The 19,450-nt window shown below is 65.9% G+C and carries 14 protein-coding genes; 11 read left to right on the forward strand and 3 right to left on the reverse strand.

Annotated features, from left to right (window positions below; translation table 11 throughout):
• Window position 1: 1 nt before the first annotated feature.
• The gene (locus tag A5648_RS14280) at window positions 2-2,767 is read left to right on the forward strand and encodes a DEAD/DEAH box helicase family protein (protein ID WP_082966494.1); all 2,766 of its coding nucleotides are present in this window, start codon (window positions 2-4) and stop codon (window positions 2,765-2,767) included.
• A gap of 33 nt (window positions 2,768-2,800) precedes the next feature.
• Here the strand turns inward: A5648_RS14280 and A5648_RS14285 are convergent, their stop codons facing one another.
• The 3 genes from A5648_RS14285 to A5648_RS14295 form a co-directional block, all read right to left on the reverse strand.
• Window positions 2,801-3,652: a hypothetical protein gene (locus A5648_RS14285; protein ID WP_065025179.1), complete on the reverse strand. Its 852-nt coding sequence runs from the start codon at window positions 3,650-3,652 to the stop codon at window positions 2,801-2,803.
• The gene (locus A5648_RS14290) at window positions 3,639-4,340 is read right to left on the reverse strand and encodes an AlbA family DNA-binding domain-containing protein (protein WP_065025180.1); all 702 of its coding nucleotides are present in this window, start codon (window positions 4,338-4,340) and stop codon (window positions 3,639-3,641) included. The genes A5648_RS14285 and A5648_RS14290 overlap by 14 nt, the downstream gene beginning before the upstream one ends.
• A 355-nt stretch (window positions 4,341-4,695) precedes the next feature.
• Window positions 4,696-10,647 carry a DUF3320 domain-containing protein gene (locus A5648_RS14295; RefSeq protein ID WP_234787432.1) on the reverse strand — a complete coding sequence of 1,984 codons (5,952 nt, stop codon included), beginning with the start codon at window positions 10,645-10,647 and terminating at the stop codon, window positions 4,696-4,698.
• A gap of 205 nt (window positions 10,648-10,852) precedes the next feature.
• Here A5648_RS14295 and A5648_RS14300 point away from each other — a divergent pair, with 205 nt between their 5' ends.
• The 10 genes from A5648_RS14300 to A5648_RS14345 form a co-directional block, all read left to right on the forward strand.
• Window positions 10,853-12,124, forward strand: a complete 1,272-nt coding sequence (locus tag A5648_RS14300) for a hypothetical protein (RefSeq protein ID WP_234787433.1) — start codon at window positions 10,853-10,855, stop codon at window positions 12,122-12,124.
• A gap of 5 nt (window positions 12,125-12,129) precedes the next feature.
• Window positions 12,130-13,119, forward strand: a complete 990-nt coding sequence (locus A5648_RS14305; RefSeq protein ID WP_065025195.1) for a restriction endonuclease — start codon at window positions 12,130-12,132, stop codon at window positions 13,117-13,119.
• Between the two features lie 356 nt (window positions 13,120-13,475).
• Window positions 13,476-13,655, forward strand: a complete 180-nt coding sequence (locus A5648_RS14310; protein ID WP_065025182.1) for a DUF6131 family protein — start codon at window positions 13,476-13,478, stop codon at window positions 13,653-13,655.
• Window positions 13,656-13,693: 38 nt separating this feature from the next.
• Window positions 13,694-14,071, forward strand: a complete 378-nt coding sequence (locus A5648_RS14315) for a hypothetical protein (RefSeq protein ID WP_065025183.1) — start codon at window positions 13,694-13,696, stop codon at window positions 14,069-14,071.
• 57 nt (window positions 14,072-14,128) lie between these two features.
• Window positions 14,129-15,547 (forward strand): SDR family oxidoreductase, encoded by a 1,419-nt coding sequence (locus tag A5648_RS14320; RefSeq protein ID WP_065025184.1) that lies wholly within the window; start codon window positions 14,129-14,131, stop codon window positions 15,545-15,547.
• 78 nt (window positions 15,548-15,625) lie between these two features.
• Window positions 15,626-16,360, forward strand: a complete 735-nt coding sequence (locus A5648_RS14325) for a S1 family peptidase (RefSeq protein ID WP_234787434.1) — start codon at window positions 15,626-15,628, stop codon at window positions 16,358-16,360.
• Window positions 16,361-16,505: 145 nt separating this feature from the next.
• Window positions 16,506-16,781 (forward strand): sigma factor-like helix-turn-helix DNA-binding protein, encoded by a 276-nt coding sequence (locus A5648_RS14330; protein ID WP_065025186.1) that lies wholly within the window; start codon window positions 16,506-16,508, stop codon window positions 16,779-16,781.
• Window positions 16,778-18,400 carry a carotenoid oxygenase family protein gene (locus A5648_RS14335; protein WP_207511710.1) on the forward strand — a complete coding sequence of 541 codons (1,623 nt, stop codon included), beginning with the start codon at window positions 16,778-16,780 and terminating at the stop codon, window positions 18,398-18,400. The genes A5648_RS14330 and A5648_RS14335 overlap by 4 nt, the downstream gene beginning before the upstream one ends.
• A 118-nt stretch (window positions 18,401-18,518) precedes the next feature.
• A complete protein-coding gene (locus A5648_RS14340) occupies window positions 18,519-19,010 on the forward strand; it encodes a sigma-70 family RNA polymerase sigma factor (protein ID WP_065025197.1) in 492 nt (163 codons plus the stop codon).
• Window positions 19,007-19,450: anti-sigma factor family protein (locus A5648_RS14345; RefSeq protein WP_207511712.1), on the forward strand; the 444-nt coding region annotated here is incomplete at its 3' end. The genes A5648_RS14340 and A5648_RS14345, both read left to right, overlap by 4 nt.

Here is a 19,450-nt window from a genome sequence, read left to right on the forward strand (position 1 = left end):
CATGGGTGTGGCGATCAAGTTCAACGCGAACCAGCAATACCAGCTCGATGCCATCAACAGCGTCACGGAGCTCTTCGCCGGGCAAGAAGCACTGGACCAGGGGTTCGCCTCCGCCGAGCTGCGTACCGACGGGGCGCTGGAAGGGTTTGAAGAACTCGTCTTCGGTAACACCCTGTCCCTCGACGCATCCACCCTGTTGTTGAATCTGCGGCGGGTTCAGGACCGTGCGATCGCACTCGAGGATGGCTCGGCTAGGCCGGCGATCCCCGAGGATCTACGGCTCGCGGTGGAGCCCGGAACATTCAGCCTCGACTTCAGCGTGGAGATGGAGACCGGAACCGGTAAGACCTACGTCTACCTCCGCACGATCGCCGACCTCAACAAGAAATACGGCTACACCAAATTCGTCATCGTGGTGCCAAGCGTCGCGATCCGCGAGGGTGTCCTATCCAGCCTCCGGCTGCTACAAGAGCACATCCGCGAGCTGTATTCGGGACTCCAGTACGACGCATACGTCTACGACAGCAACACGCTGACGCGGGTGCGCCAGTTCGCCACCGCTTCGTATCTGCAGATCATGGTGATCAACATCGACTCGTTCACCAAGGACACCAACGTCATCAACCGCACCACCGACCTGATGAACGGCTACAAGCCGATCGAGTTCCTTCGCGCCTGTCATCCCATCGTGATCATGGACGAACCGCAGAACATGGAGACCCCGACTCGGCAGGAGGCTATCCGCTCACTCTCACCACTGTTCCGCCTGAGATATTCGGCGACGCACCGCGATCTGAAGCACCTCGTCTACCGGCTGACTCCCGTGGATGCCTACGATCTGCGCCTGGTCAAGCGCATCGGCGTCCTGTCGGTCACCAAGGATGAGGACCTCAATGACGCCTACGTCGAGGTCACCAAGATCAACGCCACGCCGGCCGGTGTCACCGCGACAGCGAAGATCCACAAAGCAACCCGGCAAGGCACCAAACTCACCCAGGTCACCTTGCGGAAGGACATGGATCTCTACCAGCAGAGCGGCCAGCGCTCGGTCTACCAGGGCTGGATGATTGAAGATATTCACGCCAGCCGAGATGGCCAGGCCGGCATGGTCGAGTTCAGCAACGGCCGCAAAGTCCGTGAGGGCGTCGGCACCGGCAACGAGACCGAGCAACACCAGCGCCTGATGATCCGCCAGGCCGTTGAGAGCCACTTCGAAAAGGAACTCCAACTCAAGTTCCAGCGCCGCCGCAATATCATTCCTACTGACATCAAGCCTCTGACCCTGTTTTTCATTGACAAAGTGGCGAACTACCATCCACCGGACAGTAAATTCCGGCAATGGTTCGAGCAGGAGTACGAGTTCGTCCGTAGTGATGCCAGGTTCCGGTCACTCTCCATGCCGGATGTGGCCGATGTCCATGACGGGTACTTCGCAACGACCGCCAGAGGTGTGCCGAAGGACTCGACCGTCGACAGGGACGGCAAGACGCGGGACACCAAAGAAACCACTGCGGCTTTCGAGCGGATCATGCAGAACAAGGAGAAGCTGCTCAGCTTCGAGGAGCCCCTCCGGTTTATCTTCAGCCACTCCGCGCTCGTCGAGGGCTGGGACAACCCGAACGTTTTCACGATCTGCAGCCTGCAAGACGGCAAGTCGACGATCCGCAAGCGCCAGCAGATCGGCCGCGGGCTTCGCCTGCCGGTCATGGAGAACGGTGAGCGCTGCCGGGTTGATGACATCAACATGGTCACCGTCATCGCCCATGAGGAGTTCTCCAAGTTCGCCAGTGATCTCCAGAAGGAAATCGAAGACGAAACCGGTATCAGCTTCACCGGCAGGCTCTCCGACCTCAAGAAGGACAAGATCAAGCTGAAGTTGAAGGAACATGTACTTTCTGACCTGATCTTCAAGGAGCTGTGGGAGAAGATTTCCCGCAAGACGACATACCAGCTCAAGTTCGAGACTCAGAACGTTGTCGCCGACGCAGTGAACCGCATCAACGCGATGGAGAAGTTGGAGCCGATCAAGTTCCGCATCTCAAAGGCGGAGATCGACGTTAAGTCCGAGGGGGTCAGTGGCACGGACACGCGCGACCGCGGCACAGTCGAAGTCATCGGCGCTCGCAAGCTGCCCGACGTCGTCGGCGAACTGACCCGGCGTGTGCCGCTATCACGGGCGACCGTGGTACGCATTCTGAAGGAGATCGACAATCTGGATCAGGTGAAGGCGAACCCAGCAGTTTTCATCGACAGAGTCGCTGCCGCAATTAATCAGGCACTTTACAACACGGTTACCAAGGACGGAATTCAGTACACGCTGAAGGGAGATGAACGGTGGTCCGCCGAACTGTTCGCAACAGCGCATCAAGAAGATACCGTTGCGAAGGCGGAGTTCGTCGTGCCGGTCAGCAAAAGCGTGACCGATCGGGTGGTGTGCGACTCGCAAGTCGAAGTCGAGTTCGCACGGGCCCTCGAGCAACGTGACGACGTACCCCTGTTCCTCAAACTGCCGCACTGGTTCAAAATCGACACACCGCTGGGCAAGTACAACCCGGACTGGGCGTTCGTCCTAAACGAGCCGACAGGCCAGCATCTCTACCTGGTCCGCGAGACCAAAGGCACCGATATCATCGAGAATCTCCGGTGGGAGGCCGAGGGCTGGAAGATCAAATTCGGCCAGAGACACTTTGCAGCTCTGAAGATCGACTATGCGTTCGGCAACGATCCGAAGGTGCTTATCTCGCCACAGTACCCACGGCATGGATGAGCGCGAGTAGCAGAACACCTAACGCGGCAACCGCTACGCCGGCTGCTGACCGTTGGTGGTGAGGAACGTTTGAACGCTCGGTGGCGGACCCCACCATCTGCCACCAAAACGCATCGCCTCTGTCATAGCCTTGCGCAGCAGGTGATGCATTGCGGCGGCAATCTGGCGGTCATCCGATGCCGGGAACAGCGACGCGCGGACGGCACCGTCGTCGGCAACGAGGACCAGCGCGGGATCAGCTCGGTATTCATCGAAAGACGCACTCGACGGATACATGCTCTTCGCCGACGTTACTCCCTCAGCCGAGACCAGTAGGCAGTAGAGGATGTCGAACTGGCACAACGAGTTCAGCAGCGCATCATCGGGGGATGGGTTCACGGACGTCACCGCGGCGTCGGGAAGGTCGGGCCGCATGGAACTTTCACTGACCGCGAGGCGTCTGCTGGCCGAGATGAGGTAGGCGCCCGAATCGTCATCGTTGGTAAGACCGGCTCGAGCGGCTTCGACGTGGGCGTGGCGGATCCACGACGAGTGCACGTAGTCACCTTTGGCAGAGTGCAGCTCGGCCGCCTGCAGGACGATGGACCGCAGCGATTCCCACGCCGCTAGTCGCACAGCGAGGCTTCCGACAACGTACAGCCGTACCGCGACGGCGAGCCGCTTCTCGATCACCTGAACTCCCGACAGCGGTAATGCCACGTAGGCTTCGTGCAGCACCTTGATCGCAAACCGGACGATGTCGTGACGCTCGGCGTTCAATGCCTGACATGCGATGATCGTCCACTTGTCAAGCGCTTGTTCGGTTTCGGCAAGTGCGCCTTGTGCGCTGAGCGCGTGTTTGCACGTTCGAAGAAACTGCCGGAGCGATAACTCAGCGGCGGCCATCACTGTCCTCTAGGTGCACTAAAACCGCTGCGGCGAACGTGCTGTTGTCCATGTCCATCAGCAGCGGTGGGGGTTTATTCGGCGCCATCGCCCGTCCACGTTCCTCGAGGAAGGTGCGCAGCATCGCCTGCGCAGTCTTCTCCGCGTCGGCCCGCACCTTGGCGTCATGCTCACGCAGGATGTCATTCCAGTGCGCCAGCCGCAGCGGAACGTTGGCCGGGCCCTCACGTACCAGGATGTCGCCCTCACGGAAGACCAGCACGTCCCTTCCCTTGTCATTACGGTACTGGCCGGTGCACTTCATTGGCACCGGCAGACCGCTGCGGTGATGGGGGATCCAAACGAGGACAAAGTCGTAGCCGTCGATCTCGTGGATCTGGGAGACGATCTGCGTTTCCCCCTCGATAAAGGCACGCACCTGTTGGTTGAGGTTCGCGCCGTCGAACTGTCGCGGATCGCCCAAGCTTCCCGCAGGGGTGCTGTGAGCGCCAGTTCGGTCGTCGACACCGATCACAATGTAGCCGCCGGGCGGTCGGTTGGCCATGGTCACGGCATCTTTGACGAATTCCATGCGATCCTTGGTGATGCTGAAGTCCACGCCAGCTTTGAAATCCAAGTGCGTCTCCTCCGGCGCAGCAAGCAACTGTCGCAGCTTCTCGGAGTCGGTGCGCCCGTCGGGCACGATCACGTCATACCTCGATCGTCGTCTTTCTGCATGGATTCTATTCGAGCTCCCTTCCCCGGTCGGGCAGCACGGTCGTCGGTGCTCCTAGGCGGCGCGGATGTTCTCGTAGCTCGGCGTGTCCGGAATGATCGCGCGCGTGCGCGGGCATCGTGCGCGAACTGAGGGCATCGACCTGAGAGCGTTACCGATGATGCGTCGCGCGCTCCCGAGCTCGGGCGCAGCTAGGCGAGGTGTGACAGCCTATGCGCCTCGTCTCGCATTTCGAGTAGTCGGTGGGGGTGTGCGGGTGTAGCCATCGCTTCGCGGACCGCCAGAGTTCTAACGGAGGTGTCATAGAACCGTTCGCACACCAGGAAAGTCACGTGGCGATACCTGGCGCCCGGAATTCCATGAGAGCACCGCCCGCGCCGTCCAACAAGCCGTTGGCGACCGCCCCCTCCAACGCCTCCCCCAACCGCGCCTCAATCCCCGCCGTCATCCGCTTACCTCCGAACAACCCCAGAGCCTCGCGCTTGAGGTCCTCGGCCCCGATCCCGCCGGTCTGCTCCGCGATCACCAGCATGGCGTTGCCGATCTCGATCAAGCTGACCTCGTCGATCGGGCGGCTCTCGCCCTCGGCCGGGCAGCGGACCACTCGCCAGGTCTCCGGGACGACACCCGCCGGCCAGTAGAAGCCCTCGAGATCGTAGCGCCGGTAATAGTCGGCAGGCGCAAGCTGCCGGATCGCCTTGCGGCGACTCCCCGCCACCCGGTTCAGCCCGAACGCTCCGGCGACAAGTTTGGCAAGCCGATCCGGGTGGATCGGCCCCTCGGCGTTGATCACCGACTCAATGACAATGCGCACCTTCTGCTTTGCACGCTGCATCGCGATTTCGTCCAGCACGCTGATATCACCGACCACCACCGCTTCCCATTCGTGGAACGTCTGCAGCATCGGGTGCCGCCTGGGCGCCGGCGCCGCCACCGGCGCGGCCGGTGCCGAGCGCAGCGGCGCCAGCGCCCGCTCCTCCACCACCGGTTCCGCCACCGTCACCACCGAAGCGACCGGTTCCGGGGCGGCAACCACCGGCGGGGGCGCCGCCTTCCGCTCGCGCGCCTCCTCCACCGCCGCCTGCAGCCGCGCCACCGTCGCGTCCCGGTTTTGCAGCCACTCGGGAAGCCAGACCCGTTCCACCGCCGGCCATTTCAACAGTCCCGACAGCACGTCGACCGGCAGCCCGTCTCGGTCGGCCACCGTGCGCCGGGAATACCAACCCGGCCCGTCCAACAGCACCGCCACCAGCGGCTCGTCGGGCACGGCAGGATCGAAGAGCACCAAGTCCACCCGGAAATCCGACAGCCCCACATCGGCGGAGACCGGCAAGCCAGCAGACCGCAATGCCGCAGCAATGTCGTCGCGGTGGTAGTCGAACACCGGCTGGCGGCGCCCGCCGCCGCCCAGCGCGTCGACCCCGCGGGCGGCCATCTCCAGGTAGGCCTTCAAATGCTTGGTGCCGACTTGGCTGGTCTCCTCGGCGCGCAGCGCCGCAGGGTCGAAACTGGCGTACAGCACCACTTCCCGCCGGGCCCGGGTGATCGCCACATTCAAACGCCGCTCACCACCTGGCCGGGACAGCGGCCCGAAGTTCAGCGGCACCACGCCCTTGTCGTTGGCGCTGAACGCCACCGAGAACAAGATGGTGTCGCGTTCGTCGCCCTGCACGTTCTCCAGGTTCTTCACGAACAGCCCGTCCGGCTCATCCAACGCCGCCACCAACCGGTCATCACCGGAGTCGCGCAGCAGGTTTTCGATGAAGTCACGCTGTTGGGCGTTGAAAGTGACCACGCCCAGCGACGGCGCCACCGACGGCGACACGGCGAAGCGCTGGCGAATGTCGGCGACGATCCGCTCGGCCTCGACCCGGTTGGTGCGCAGCGTCTTTCCCTTGCCGGAACGCTCGAACACCCCGTCGACCCGCACCAGCGACACCCCGTGCCCGGAACCGGAGGCGGCCCGCGGCGCCGGGAACGAGGCCAGTCTGCCCTCGTAGTAGTTCTGGTTGGAGAACACGATCAGCGCCTCGTCCTGGCTGCGGTAGTGCCAGGACAGCCAATGGCGCGGCACCTGCGATTGCACGCACTCGGTGAGAATCGACTCCTCGTCGACGACGATGTCGGGACTGTAGTCTTCGTCGTCATCGCTGGTACCGACTTCGGCAAAACTGGTGGGTGGCATCTGTTTGCTGTCGCCGACCACCACCACCGAGCCGCTGCGGCCCATCGCCCCCACGGCGTCGGCCACCCGCACCTGGGAGGCCTCGTCAAATACCACGATGTCGAACAACCCGGGCTTGGCCGGGAAGAACCGGGCCACCGAATCCGGGCTCATCAGGGTGCACGGCATGATCGCGGTGATCAGCTCACCGAAGCTGTCCAGCAGCGCGCGGATGCTCATGGCATTGCGTTTGCGTTCCAGCTGCTTGCGCAGCCCACCCACCTGACCGCTCTCCGACCAGGAGTCGAAGCGGCGTTCGGCCAGCAGAGCGGCCGGAATGGCCCGCGGCAACTCCTCGCGGATGGCCCGGGTGGCATCGGTGAAACGCCGGATGGTCTTGCCGTGCGCGGCCATATCGAACCCCACCAGCGCATTGGCGTCCAGGCGTTCACCGACCGACACCGCGGCCACTCCGCGCTCGAATCCCAGCGCGGCGTCCTCGGGCAGCACCCGACCGGTCAGGATCGCCACCCGCGCGGCGGTCATGCCGGCGGCCCGCAGCGGCTCCACGTGGCCGATCAGTCCCACCCAATATTCCAGCACGGCAGGAGTTTCCAGCCGCCGGGCTGCGCGCCCAGCCCACCACCGGTCGAAGAACGCTCCGTCGGCCCACGCGCGCTGTGAATCCAGAGTCACCCCGGTGGCATGGCCGAGCCCGCTCCAGGCGGTACCGAGCCGCTCCAGCGGCCCGGCCAGCGTCCCGACGTGGGTGCGGGTGTAGAAGTCGCGAAGGTCGGCGACGTGCTGACCGGCGGCGCTGAGAGCGGCCACCAGCCAGACCAGCCAGTCCAGGCCGGTCCGCAGCTGCGCGCCGGTCTCGGGAAGCAGCGGATTCCAGTCGCCGTCGAGCAGGGTGACCGGCAGCCGGGACACCCGCCGGCGCAGATCGCTGACCAGCGCGTGGGTTTCGGCCATCGCCGCGGTGCCGGTCGACAGACCCTTGAGGTCGATGCTCGCCTCCTCGACCACCAGCACGTCGGCCAGTTGCGCCAGCACCGCGCGGCGGCGTTTTTTGCGCCCGAAAAATCCGGACTCATCGGCGGCCAGCGCGGCGGCGTGGATCGCCGGCATGTCCAGATCCATCGCCTGCGGGCCGGCGATGTCCAGCCAGCCGGGGCGCTGCGCCGACAACCCACCCACCAACTGCCGCAACGCAATCAGTTCGGTAGCCCATTCGGCCGTGTTCAAGGCATCGATACCGGACAACGGATACCGCGGCGCGCCCGCCAGTCGTGCCCACTCCGCCAGCGCGGCCGGCGCACCGACCCGGTCAAGCTGGGCCAGCCCGATGCCGTGGCGCTGCCCGTCGTCGAGCAACGCGGCCAGCGCAGCATCGAATTCGACTGCGGCCCGGTAGGTTCCAGCAACTTCGGCTGGGACGGTATCCAGGAATCCCCACGGGTGATCGGCTCCGGGTCGGGCCAGTTCGGCCACCGCCGGCAGCGCCCGCAGCAACTCACCGATCTGCGCCATCGTCTCCGGACTCGCCGCGGCGACCAGTTCGCGCGGCACCTCCAGGGCGGCGACGTCCTGGTCGGCGGCGAGCTCTTTGGAGCGAGCGGTGTAGGCCGACAGCCCGGCGGCGTTCTCGGCATGCAGCCGCTCGGCGTAGCGGGCCAAGGTGGTACGCGCCGCGGCAGCGACCTGTTGGTTGGTGCGCAGCCGGTCGCTGTCGGCGGTGACCCGCAGTTCCAGCGCGGTCTTGATCTGTTCGCGCACCGCGGCCGGGCGGGCGGATTTGTCATGCAGGTTCAGCGACAGCTCACCCAGCCCGACGGCGTCCAGCCGTTTTTTGACCACGTCCAGGGCGGCCTTCTTCTCCGCGACGAACAACACCTTCCGTCCGGAGGCCATGGCGTGGGCCAGCAGGTTGGTGATGGTCTGCGATTTACCGGTTCCCGGTGGGCCTTCCAGCACGAAGGTGCGTCCGGCGACCGCTTCGGCGATCGCCTGCAGCTGCGAGGAGTCCGCCGGCACCGGCATCTGGGGCCGCAGTTCATTGAGGTCGACACCGTCAGGTGCCGGCACCGGGTCGGTGTAGGCAGCCAGCGGGGTGTCGATCAGGTGGCGCACCAGACTGTTGTCGGCCAGCGCCGCCCACGACTCGTCGAGGTCTTTCCAGAGCGGGAATTTCGCGAATTGCAGGATCGCCAACTGCGCGCTTTGCTCGACGCGGAACGGCAGGGCGGCGGCGGCAATCGCCCGACGTACGGCGTCGAACGTGCCGGCCAAGTCGATGCCGGAGGCGTCCTCGGCGGGGTTGGCCAGCTCGGGGATCTCCAAACCGAAACTGACCCGCAGCTTTTCGATCAGGCAGTAGTTCGGGGTGGACACGCCGGCCTCGTCGATGGACAGCACATAGCGGTCACCGCGGTTGGTGGTGGACAGGTTCACCGGGACCAGTACCACCGGGGAGCGCAGCTCGCGGTCACCGAAGCGCCAGTTGAGCATTCCGAACGCCAGGTAGAGGTTGTTGGCGCCGGTCTCCTGGGTGATGGTCTTGGCTTTGTAGGCCAGGTTGCGCAGCCGGGATTTGTAGGCCGCAGTGGTTACGTCGAGGTAGGCACCGTGTTTGTCGGCCAGCAGCACCGTGCGCTCATCTTCGGGCAGCTCACGGCCGTAGCGGATGCCGCGCGCCGCATCGACACTGCTGACTTCGTCGGAGGCCAGCAGCTTGATGCGGGCGCCGGCGTTGATGTCGTCTTCGAAGCGGGCCAGCGCCGGGCCGGGTATCGCCAGCGCGAACCCGGCCCGCTCGGTGTAGTTGATCAGCCGGTTACGCAGGCTCAAGTCCAGCAGCGCGTTCTTCCACTGCCGCACTCGTTCCGGCACTGCCTCTTGCGGCGTCTGTTGGACCGTCTCGGGGCGCACGTACGGGGCGATCACCGGGCCGGCGCCCGGTTGGTATTCGAAGACGGTGATGTTGCCGGCGGGGTCAGTGGAGTGGCTGGGCAGCGGGTAGATCCGGGCGGCGCGGGCCTGGCGAATGTCGGTGATCCCGAGGATGTTCGACAGATCCGCAGAGAGGTGTTTGGCTCGCGGGCTGGCGGTCGCGGCGCTGAAGTCGGCGGCTTGCTCCCCACCGGTGAGCATGGTGGTTTCCACGAGCCTGATCTGATCCAGGTCGACGAGGTTTACCACGTCGATGGCCTCGGTGGTCGACACAGTGGGCAGTGCGGAGTCCACCCGCCAATAGCCGAGGAACGCATGCCCATGGACCACCCAGATCGTCGAGTTGATCCCGGCCTGCTCCAGCACGGCGGCCATCGTCAGGGTGGTGTCCAGGCAGGTGCCGAGCCGGCCCTCGAGCACCTCCGCGGGTGTGCGGACCTTCTGCCCCTCCAAGCCCCAGCTGGCCGGCGGTTCGGCATACCGCACATCGCTGTCGCGGATGGTCTCGAACACCGCCTGGGCGATAGCGTCGACCCGGGCCGGGTCGTCGCTTTGGTACCCGTTGAGCGCCGAGTTGCCGGTGAACGCCACGAGACGATCGGAGACTTTGAGCATCAGTGCGGTGACGGCGGCGGCGTTGGGTTGGACGTGGGCGGCCAGCATCTCCAGGGCCAGCTGCAGGGGGCGGGCCTTCCACTGGTTGCCGGCCAGGATCGTGACATCCTTTTCCGCCTCGGCGCGCACGGCGCCGTCGGCGTCGCGCAGCACGGCGCGGATGGTGCCGGGCCGCGGCTCGTCGACGGCGAGCATCGAGGCCGGGTCGAGCAGCAGGGCGACCTCGCGCAGGATGGTGGGCGCGTGGGACGCGAGATCCAGGTGAATCTCTTTGGGGCCGCCGTGGGAGCCGTTTGCGCTCATGACTTCGAGGTGGAGTACCGCGCCGCGCAGTTCGTCGCCGGCGTTGGTGATCGTGATGTGGTCGATCACCGGGATGCGGCAGTGCGCCATCGGGTAGCTCAGGTCGGAGACGGCGTAGATCTCGATGCTCGGGGATGCGACCGGTGCTGTGGCTTCGGCGAGCGCTCCAGTGCCAGCTGGCTCCGGCTTAGCGTGCCGACCATAGGCCACCTGATCCGGCCGTGCGCTGTGGTCGAGATCGGTCACCGTGAGCTCCTTGAGGCAAGGCGCCACCAACGACGCCGGTGTCGCGTTGCCGAGCAGCTTAGAGGCCGGTGCCGACAGGGACACGGCAGGCTTGCATGCGCGTCAGCGGCCTAGATGTTCCGACCGGCATTTCGCGACCCGACCAGACGTCCCGTGTCGCCGGCCCTACGTACACTCAGCGAAAACCCACCCCCGGAGGTTCCCCGTGACTGACGACGACGTCGCCGGCCTGCCCGCCACTGTCACTCCCGGCGAGGTCGTCGTGATGGAGCAACCGGAGGGCTTGCTTGTCGGCGGCGACCCGGAGGCCGTGGAGGCCTACTTAGAGCGGCTGCGCGAATCTGCCGGTAACGCGGTCCAGGTCGCCGGTCTCGACAAGGCGGCACTGACCAACGCCGCCGGATTGGGCGTTGGTGTCGCCGCAGTGCTGCAGCAGGCCGGGAAGTTCGTGCAACTGCATCCGGACAGCCTGGCAGCGATCCAGCGCGGCAACCTGATTCCGGGAACCGACGGTTTCTTCCGGATGATGACCCGCGGCGCCGACAGCAAGTTCACCGAGCAACTGCAGTGGCGGCCTGCGAGGTTGGATCCGCAGCAGTTGGCGTCGCTGCAGATGATCGGGGTGCAGGTCGCACTCAAGGCCGCTATCGCCGACGTCAGCGACTCGATCCACCGAGTGGAGAGCAAGGTCGGAGCCATCCTTCAGTTGGCTCAGGCCGACCGTGCCGGGGACGTCCTCGCTGACAATCTCACCATCACCCGGCAGCTGTCCTACCTGGAGAAGAACGGATCGCTGCCTGACGCCTACTGGGATGCCATCGCAGGCTTAGGTCCATCTCTGAACGCCACTACCGAGCGGCTGCGCAACCATGCCCGGCGTGTTCTGGAAAGCCTGGACCCGACGTTGTCGATACAGGACCGGGCGAACAGGATGCGGGCCGCAATCGCCGACAGTTTCATTGGCGAGACGTTGAGTCTGCTTGTGGTGGCCGAGGAGTCGCTATACAAGTGGCAGCGGCTGCGCCTGGCCCGGGTCGAGGCCACCGAGCCGAACCATCTGCCGCAGGTACTCGAGCACACCCGTGAACTACTGGCCTACCAGCTGGCCGAGGACGGCAAGCTCTATCAGAAGGCGCACGAGGTGGTCGATGCGATCGCAAAAACCGAGGCGCTCGACGGCTTTCGGTTCTGGGCGGTAGATCAACTTGCCGCCGACCGCGACGCCCTGCGAACTGAGCTGGACAACTTCGCCAGCGCGCGCCACCACCAGGTTGACGGCTGGAAGGACATGGAGACCCCGGGCGTCCGTGAGGCTGTCGATGCCGCGGTGGAGATAGCCAAGCCCGTCGCCGAAAAAGCCATTGCGGCTGCCGGTCGGGGACTGTCCAACATCCGGGGCTTCATGACGCAGCGGTTCAACCAGCAGACACCGGTGGTCAACGACGCACCGCCGACAAGGCCGGAGGCCGATCGGTGACCGCGATGTGGATGGTGCGCAGCGACGGCGGCCTGCGCTATGACGATTTCCGCGACCGCAGCGCAGCCGGCATCGGGTTTCGTCCGATCGCCACGCTCGCCAAGCCCGGCGTCGACCGCAAAACGCTGGCAAAGGCCTACCGGGAGGCAGAGCCGGGTATCAAAGAAAAGGCGGCAGTGGTCAGCGCCGCGCAGGTGTACCGGTTCGTCAACGAAGTCGCCACCAACGACTGGGTAATCACCTATTCGCCGGACAACCGCACCTACCTGGTCGGTGCCGTTACAGGACCGGCAGAGCTCCACGAGGATTGGGCCGATCAGGGTATGGGCTTGGCCCGGCCCATCACCTGGCAGACAGTCGAGTTGAACCGCGACGACCTGAGCCAGGCGGCGAAGAACAGCCTGGGCTCAACGCTGACGGTCTTTCAGCTTCCGGAGGCGGTGCGCACCGAGGTATTGAGCCTGCTACACGGCACTGCGGCACCGCCCCCGGTAGACGACGGCGTCGAGCCAGACGATCCGCTGCGTGACTTCCCTGCATTGGCGTTCGAGCAGATCAAGGACAGGGTCAACGCCCTGGACTGGTCGCAGATGCAGGACCTGGTGGCCGGGATTCTGCGGGCGATGGGCTACAAGACCCAGGTCTCCCCGCCCGGATCGGATCTAGGGCGCGACGTTCTGGCCTCGCCGGACGGTTTCGGCTTCGAACGACCCCGGATCGTCGTCGAGGTCAAACACCGCAAGGGACAGATGGGAAGCAAGGACATTCGCGGATTCCTAGGCGGTCGACACCCCGAGGACCGCGGTCTCTACGTGAGTACTGGCGGCTTCACCAAGGACGCCCGCTATGAGGCGGACCGCTCGACGGTGCCGCTGGCACTGTGGACGCTGCAGGAGCTGACCAAGGCACTAGTCGACAACTACGAAAAAGCCGACGCGACGACTCGTAGCTTGATCACGCTGCGACCGCTGTACGTCCCGGTCGAAGTCGGCTGACAGGCCACCAGGCCCGCGCTGAAACCCTCGACAGCAAGTTCCTACAAACGCATGGCCATTGGACCGCACCTCGCCTCAAGGTGTCGCTCATAGCCGGGCACAACGCCCACACCCTTCCCTCGGTGACGCATGGGGCAGATGGGATTCATCCAGCGCAGTGACGCGCTCGGACCGAGCGAGTTTTCCGCTCATCGTCGTCACCATCATTCCCCGCAATAAGTGACGCCACTGCCGAAGCCGCCGAAGTGTTTCACCAGCCCGCACAGCTCGTCACCTGGGTTTATGCCCAGCGGAAACCGGGAATGCTGCGGACCAACGCTTATTAGCCCCTCTTCCACAGAAAGCGGGGTAACGCCATGATTGCCCTCGGAGTGCTCCTCATCATTCTCGGCCTTGTTTTGCCCGTTCTCATCCCGACCTTCGCCTACGCCCACCTCCTGGTGGTGGTCGGGGTCATTCTCCTCGTCGTCGGCCTCGTGCTGATGCTGGCCGGACGGATGGGCAGCCCGGTGGGCGGTCGACGTCATTACTACTGACCGCCGACTCATCTGCCCGCAACGCAAAGGAAACCGCAATGAGTAACAGCACCATCATTCTCATCGTTGTCGTCGCGATCGTGGCCGTCCTGGTCCTGATCGCTTTGGCCTTCATCGCCCGCAACAAGCGCACCGAGCGGCGTCGCCGCCAGGCCGGGGAGATCCGCGAAAGAGCCGCCGAGCAGGCTCATGAGGTGGGACAGCGCGAAGCCCACGCCGAGCAGATCGCGGCCAAGAGCCGCGCCATGCGAGCCGAATCCGAAGCGCTGGCAGCGCAAGCGGAAAACCTGGAACACCAGGCGCACCAACACCGCAGTGATGCGGCCACCGCGCGCAGCGAATTAGATTCCGAATATCAACGCGCCGACAAGCTCGATCCCGGCGCACCCACGTCCGACACCCCACCGACCCGCTAACCGGGCCGGAACGGGCGTGACCGGCATCGCCGATCACGCCCCGTACCCTTACCAGGCGTGACCGGCATCGACCCGCAGAAACTCGCCACCTGCCTGCAGGTCCTCGCCCAGGTCGACGCGCTGCCACCTGAGCACCCCGACGCGATCACCGTCCGCCGCGCCACCGCGCGGATGTTCAAGGCGTTAAAGAAGGAGCGCCGGACCGCCAAACGCGACGCGGTGGCCGCCGCCGACAAGGCGGTCATTGCCGCCACCGCCACCGGCGCCCCGGGCCGCATCGACGACGAGACCCAAGGCATCCCGCTGGTATCGGCCACTAAGGGCGCGTCGGCGGGCACCCTGATCCGCTCGCGGCCGTGCTACATCTGCAAAACCCACTACACGCAGGTCGACGCGTTCTATCACCAGCTGTGCCCGGACTGCGCCACCATGAGCCGGGCCAAACGCGACGCCCGCACCGACCTGACCGGCCGCCGCGCCCTGCTCACCGGCGGGCGCGCCAAAATCGGCATGTACATCGCGCTGCGCCTATTGCGCGACGGCGCCCACACCACCATCACCACCCGCTTCCCCAACGACGCGGTGCGCCGCTTCGCCGCGATGCCCGATCATGCCGACTGGCTGCACCGCCTACGGGTGGTGGGCATCGACCTGCGCGACCCCGCCCAGGTCGTCGCGCTAGCCGACACGGTGGCCGACCAAGGCCCGCTGGACATCCTGATCAACAACGCCGCGCAGACGGTGCGCCGCGCCCCCGGCTCGTACGCCGCCCTGGTCGAGGCCGAGCGCACCCCGGCAGCCGAGCTCGTCGACGTCATCACCTTCGACCACGTCAGCGACGCACACCCGGCCGCGCTGGCCGGTAGCCTCGCCGAACACCAGCAACCGCACGCGCTGACCCAGCTGGCCCTGACCGCGCGCAGCGCCTCCCCGGCCCGCATCGCCGCCGGCACAGCGATCGACGCCGGCGGGCTGCTGCCCGACACCGCCGCGACCAACAGCTGGACCCAACGGGTGCACGAGGTCGACGCTCTGGAGCTGCTCGAGGTGCAACTGTGCAATCAGACTGCGCCGTTCATCCTGGTCAGCCGGCTGCGCCCGGCGATGGCGGCATCGGCGGCCCGTCGTAAATATGTGGTGAACGTGTCGGCGATGGAGGGCCAATTCAGCCGCCGCTACAAGGGCGCCGGGCATCCGCACACCAACATGGCCAAAGCCGCGCTGAACATGCTCACCCGCACCAGCGCCGCGGAGATGCTCGAGACCGACGGGATCCTGATGACCGCGGTGGACACCGGCTGGATCACCGACGAGCGTCCGCACCCCACCAAGCTGCGGTTGGCCGAGGAGGGGTTTCACGCGCCGCTGGATCTGGTCGACGGCGCCGCCCGGGTGTATGACCCGATCGTGCGCGGGGAGGCCGGCGAGGACCTGTTCGGGTGTTTCCTCAAGGATTACGCGCCGAGCAATTGGTAGCGGTCTTATGCCGCCCGCTCAGTACAGTCACCTGATGGCCGGTCGCCGAGGCGCTCGTTGAAAAACCTGATCACCCGAGTGACCATCGCGGTCGTCGTCGCAGCGATCATGGTGGCCACGGTCTGGGCCAGCCGCGCCCACCCGGTGCGCCACCCCATCCTCATGCCGACCGCCAAGGCCCTCGGTCCCGGGATCGGCATCAACGTCAGCCCGGCCGACGGCTCGGACAACATCAGCTGCACCGCCGGGTTCCTGGTGCGCACCAAAGACGACCAGCCCGGGCTGCTATCGGCCGGGCACTGCAACAAACCCGGCGGGCCCGGGAAGGTGGCCGTGCACCACGGCGGCCTCTACAAATATCCGGTGGTCGGCACCTTCACCGAAAGCGTCTACGACGGCAACGACTGGAACGACTACGACATCGCCCTGATCACCCTTGACCACCCCGGCAAAATCCCGCTGACCTCCGAGATCGACGGACATCCGGTGACCGGCCTGGCCGAGAACGTCCAAATCGGCGACATACTTTGTCATTTCGGGATTCGCAGCGGGGGCGCGATATGCGGGCCGGTGGTCGCCAGCGAGGAGAACAAGGTCCGGTTCACCGCCACCGGCATCTGCGGCGACTCCGGCGGCCCGGTGTACCGCATCCAGCCCGACGGCAGCGCCGAAGCGGTCGGGATCTTCACCGCGGTGTCCAACGGCGACTACTCCGAGCCGACCTGCGACGGCCCGCACATCTACTCCGTCGCGCAGACGATCAAGCCGTGGCTCGCGGCGTGGGAGCTGAGGCTGGTCACCACGACGCCGTAGAAATTAGCGGCACGGTCAAAGACTGAGCTGCCCCTACCGCCGCCAGCCCCCGCGGCCCACACTGGGAACACGGATCGCGACGCGGCGGGAACCAGCTCTGAACCGAACCCCCCGCTGCCTCGTGTCACTTCCGGGAGGCTGGTCTATGGATCTCGGCGAAGCCAGCAACAGATGGACACCCGACCGCGGGCAGGCCGCGGCCGCACTGCCGCATGACTCCGCCCGCACCCTGGTCACCGACGCCTTGGCGCGGCTGTCCTCCGACAACCGGGTGCTGCTCGGTCGCGCCTACTACCACGGCTGGACCACCGGGCAGATCGCCGCCGACCTGGGCATCGCCGAAGCCAGCGTGAAAATACAGTTGCACTACGCGCTGCGCACCCTCCAGCAGACCCTGCGAAGCATGGGGGTGGCGCCATGACGACCTCGCGCCACGAGTACGCCATGTGGGACGCCGCCTACGTGCTGGGATCTCTGTCGGAGTCCGACCATCTCGAATTCGAGCTGCACCTCGACGATTGCCCGTCCTGCCGGGACGCCGTGGCCGAACTGTCCGGGATGCCGGCGCTGCTGTCGCTGGTGACTCGCGACGACATCGACGCCATGGACGACGACGAGCTGAGCAGCCCCACCCACGTCGCCCAGGCCGGCATCGCCCGGCGCACCGACGGCGCCTCCGACCGATTCGAATCGAGTGCACCGGTCGCGGTGTTGCAGCCGCCGGAAACGGTCTTCCCGGTCTTCCGCACCGGCAACTACGCGCCGGTTCCCGACGAGCTCACCGCCTTCGACCTCCCAGTAGAGGGCAGCATCCCGGCGGAGTTGAACGGCTGGTACCTGCGCAACGGACCCAACCCGCGTGCGGCGGGCGGGCATTGGTGCACCGGCGACGGCATGGTCCACGGGGTCCGACTGGAGAACGGCCGGGCCGCCTGGTACCGCAACCGGTGGGTGCGCACCGAGAGCTTCGAGCAGCCGCTGGCGCTGTTCAATCCCGACGGCAGCCGCAATCTGCATTCCAGTGTGGCCAACACCCACGTGATCCGGCATGCCGGCAAGACCCTGGCGCTGATGGAATCTTCACTGCCCTACGAGATCACCAACGACCTGAAGACGTTGGGGGTCTACGACTTCGCCGGCAAGCTGGCCGATTCCATGGCCGCGCACCCCAAAATCTGTCCCGCCACCGGCGAGCTGCACTTCTTCGGCCACGGTGACATCCTCGATCCGCACGTCAACTACTACCGGGCCAACGCCGACGGCGACCTGATTATCCGCCGTCCGATCGACGTGCCCGGAATGACGCTGATGCACGACTTCGCGCTCACCGCCGAGCATGTCGTCTTCCTGGATCTGCCGCTGGTGTTCAACCTGGAGATCGCGCTCACCGGACGCTATGAACGTGACCTGCCTTATCGCTGGGATGACGACTACGGCGCCCGATTGGGGGTGCTGCGCCGCGATGACCCCTACGGCCCGGTGCGCTGGTTCGACATCAACCCCTGCTACGTCTTCCATCTCGCCAACGCTTTCGACATGCCCTCGGGTGACGCGATCGTGCTGCAAGCGGCCCGCTACCCGGAGATGTGGCGCCATAACAGCGATTTCGAAACCGACGCCACGCTGTGGCGCTGGACGATCCATCTGGATTCCGGTGTCGTCGACGAGGTCCAGCTCGATGACCGCGATATCGAGTTCCCCCGCGTCGATGATCGGTTGGTCGGCGCCGACGCCCGCTACGCCGTCACGGTCGCCCAGGACAGCCTGGTCCGTTACGACCTGGCGCGCGGCGACGCGCAGGTGCACCGGTTCGGCATCAACGGCCTGTCCGGTGCGCCCAGTGAGGCGGTGTTCGCACCGTCACCGGGGCAGGCGGATGAATCGGCCGGCTGGTATCTGACCTACGTCTATGACCCGGTGCGCAACGGCAGCGACCTGGTGATCATCGACGCCGCCGACTTCGACGCCAAACCGGCCGCCCGGGTGCGGTTGCCCCGGCGCGTTCCGCACGGATTCCACGGCAACTGGATCCCCGACTGACGTTTTTCGGGCACGCGGTGCCGTGCATGAACCCGACGGGCGCGCACCCCGTGTCACTAGGCAGGAGGTGATCGGTGTGCCTCGAGTCGGTAACCCGCCGGACCATGAAGCCGCGTTGATGAAGACGCTCTACGACGAGCACGCGGCGGTGTTGTGGCGGTACGCGCTGCGCCTGACCGGCGACCGGAGCCGCGCCGAGGACGTCGTCCAGGAGACGCTGCTGCGCGCCTGGCAGCACCCGGAAGTCATCGGCGACCCCGAGCGGTCACCGCGGGCCTGGCTGTGCACCGTCGCGCGCAACCTGATCATCGATGAACGGCGCAGCGCCGCATACCGCAACGTCGTCGCCTTGTTCGACGAGTCGGCCCCACCCGAGCAACCCACGCGGGACGAAGTGGACACCGCCCTGGACCGGATGTTGATCGCCGAAGCCATGACCCAACTATCGAAGGAGCACCAGACCGTGATCGAGCGGTCCTACTACCGTGGCTGGACCACCGGACAGGTCGCCGAAGACCTCGGGATCGCCGAGGGAACAGTGAAATCACGCCTGCACTACGCGGTGCGGGCACTGCGACTGGCCTTGCAGGAGATGGGGGTGACACGATGACCGCGTTCTCGAGGCCGGAGCACCCGTACGCGATGTGGGATGCCGCCTACGTGCTGGGTTCGCTGTCCGCCGCCGACCGTCGTGAGTACGAGGACCACCTGACCGGCTGCCCGGCATGCCGGGACGCGGTCGCCGAGATCAGCGGCGTGCCCGCCCTGCTCTCCCAGCTCGAGCACGCCACCGTGGCCGAGATCGCCGACGACACCGCGGCACCACAGCCGTCGGCAGAGCTGCTGCCGTCACTGCTGAGCGCGGTGCGCCGACGACGCCGCCGTACCCGGCTGATGACCTGGGCGGCAACCAGTGCCGCTGCCGCCGTGCTGGGGATCGGTGTCCTGGTCGGGGTCGGTGGCTCCCCCTCGTCGACGCCGCCGGCGCAGCAAGCCGCGCTGCCGATGGCGCAGGTGGGCACCACCGCGCTGGCCTCGACCGTCGCGGTC

It is taken from the genome of Mycolicibacter sinensis (assembly GCF_001673565.1).
GTDB classification, from domain to species: domain Bacteria; phylum Actinomycetota; class Actinomycetes; order Mycobacteriales; family Mycobacteriaceae; genus Mycobacterium; species Mycobacterium sinense_C.

What these genes read in the sequence shown, in the direction of transcription:
- A5648_RS14280 (WP_082966494.1), top strand. Translation starts at nt 2, where the DNA reads ATGGGTGTGGCGATCAAGTTCAACGCGAACCAGCAATACCAGCTCGAT.
- A5648_RS14285 (WP_065025179.1), bottom strand. Translation starts at nt 3,652, where the DNA reads ATGGCCGCCGCTGAGTTATCGCTCCGGCAGTTTCTTCGAACGTGCAAA.
- A5648_RS14305 (WP_065025195.1), top strand. Translation starts at nt 12,130, where the DNA reads ATGTGGATGGTGCGCAGCGACGGCGGCCTGCGCTATGACGATTTCCGC.
- A5648_RS14310 (WP_065025182.1), top strand. Translation starts at nt 13,476, where the DNA reads ATGATTGCCCTCGGAGTGCTCCTCATCATTCTCGGCCTTGTTTTGCCC.
- A5648_RS14315 (WP_065025183.1), top strand. Translation starts at nt 13,694, where the DNA reads ATGAGTAACAGCACCATCATTCTCATCGTTGTCGTCGCGATCGTGGCC.
- A5648_RS14330 (WP_065025186.1), top strand. Translation starts at nt 16,506, where the DNA reads ATGGATCTCGGCGAAGCCAGCAACAGATGGACACCCGACCGCGGGCAG.
- A5648_RS14335 (WP_207511710.1), top strand. Translation starts at nt 16,778, where the DNA reads ATGACGACCTCGCGCCACGAGTACGCCATGTGGGACGCCGCCTACGTG.
- A5648_RS14340 (WP_065025197.1), top strand. Translation starts at nt 18,519, where the DNA reads ATGAAGACGCTCTACGACGAGCACGCGGCGGTGTTGTGGCGGTACGCG.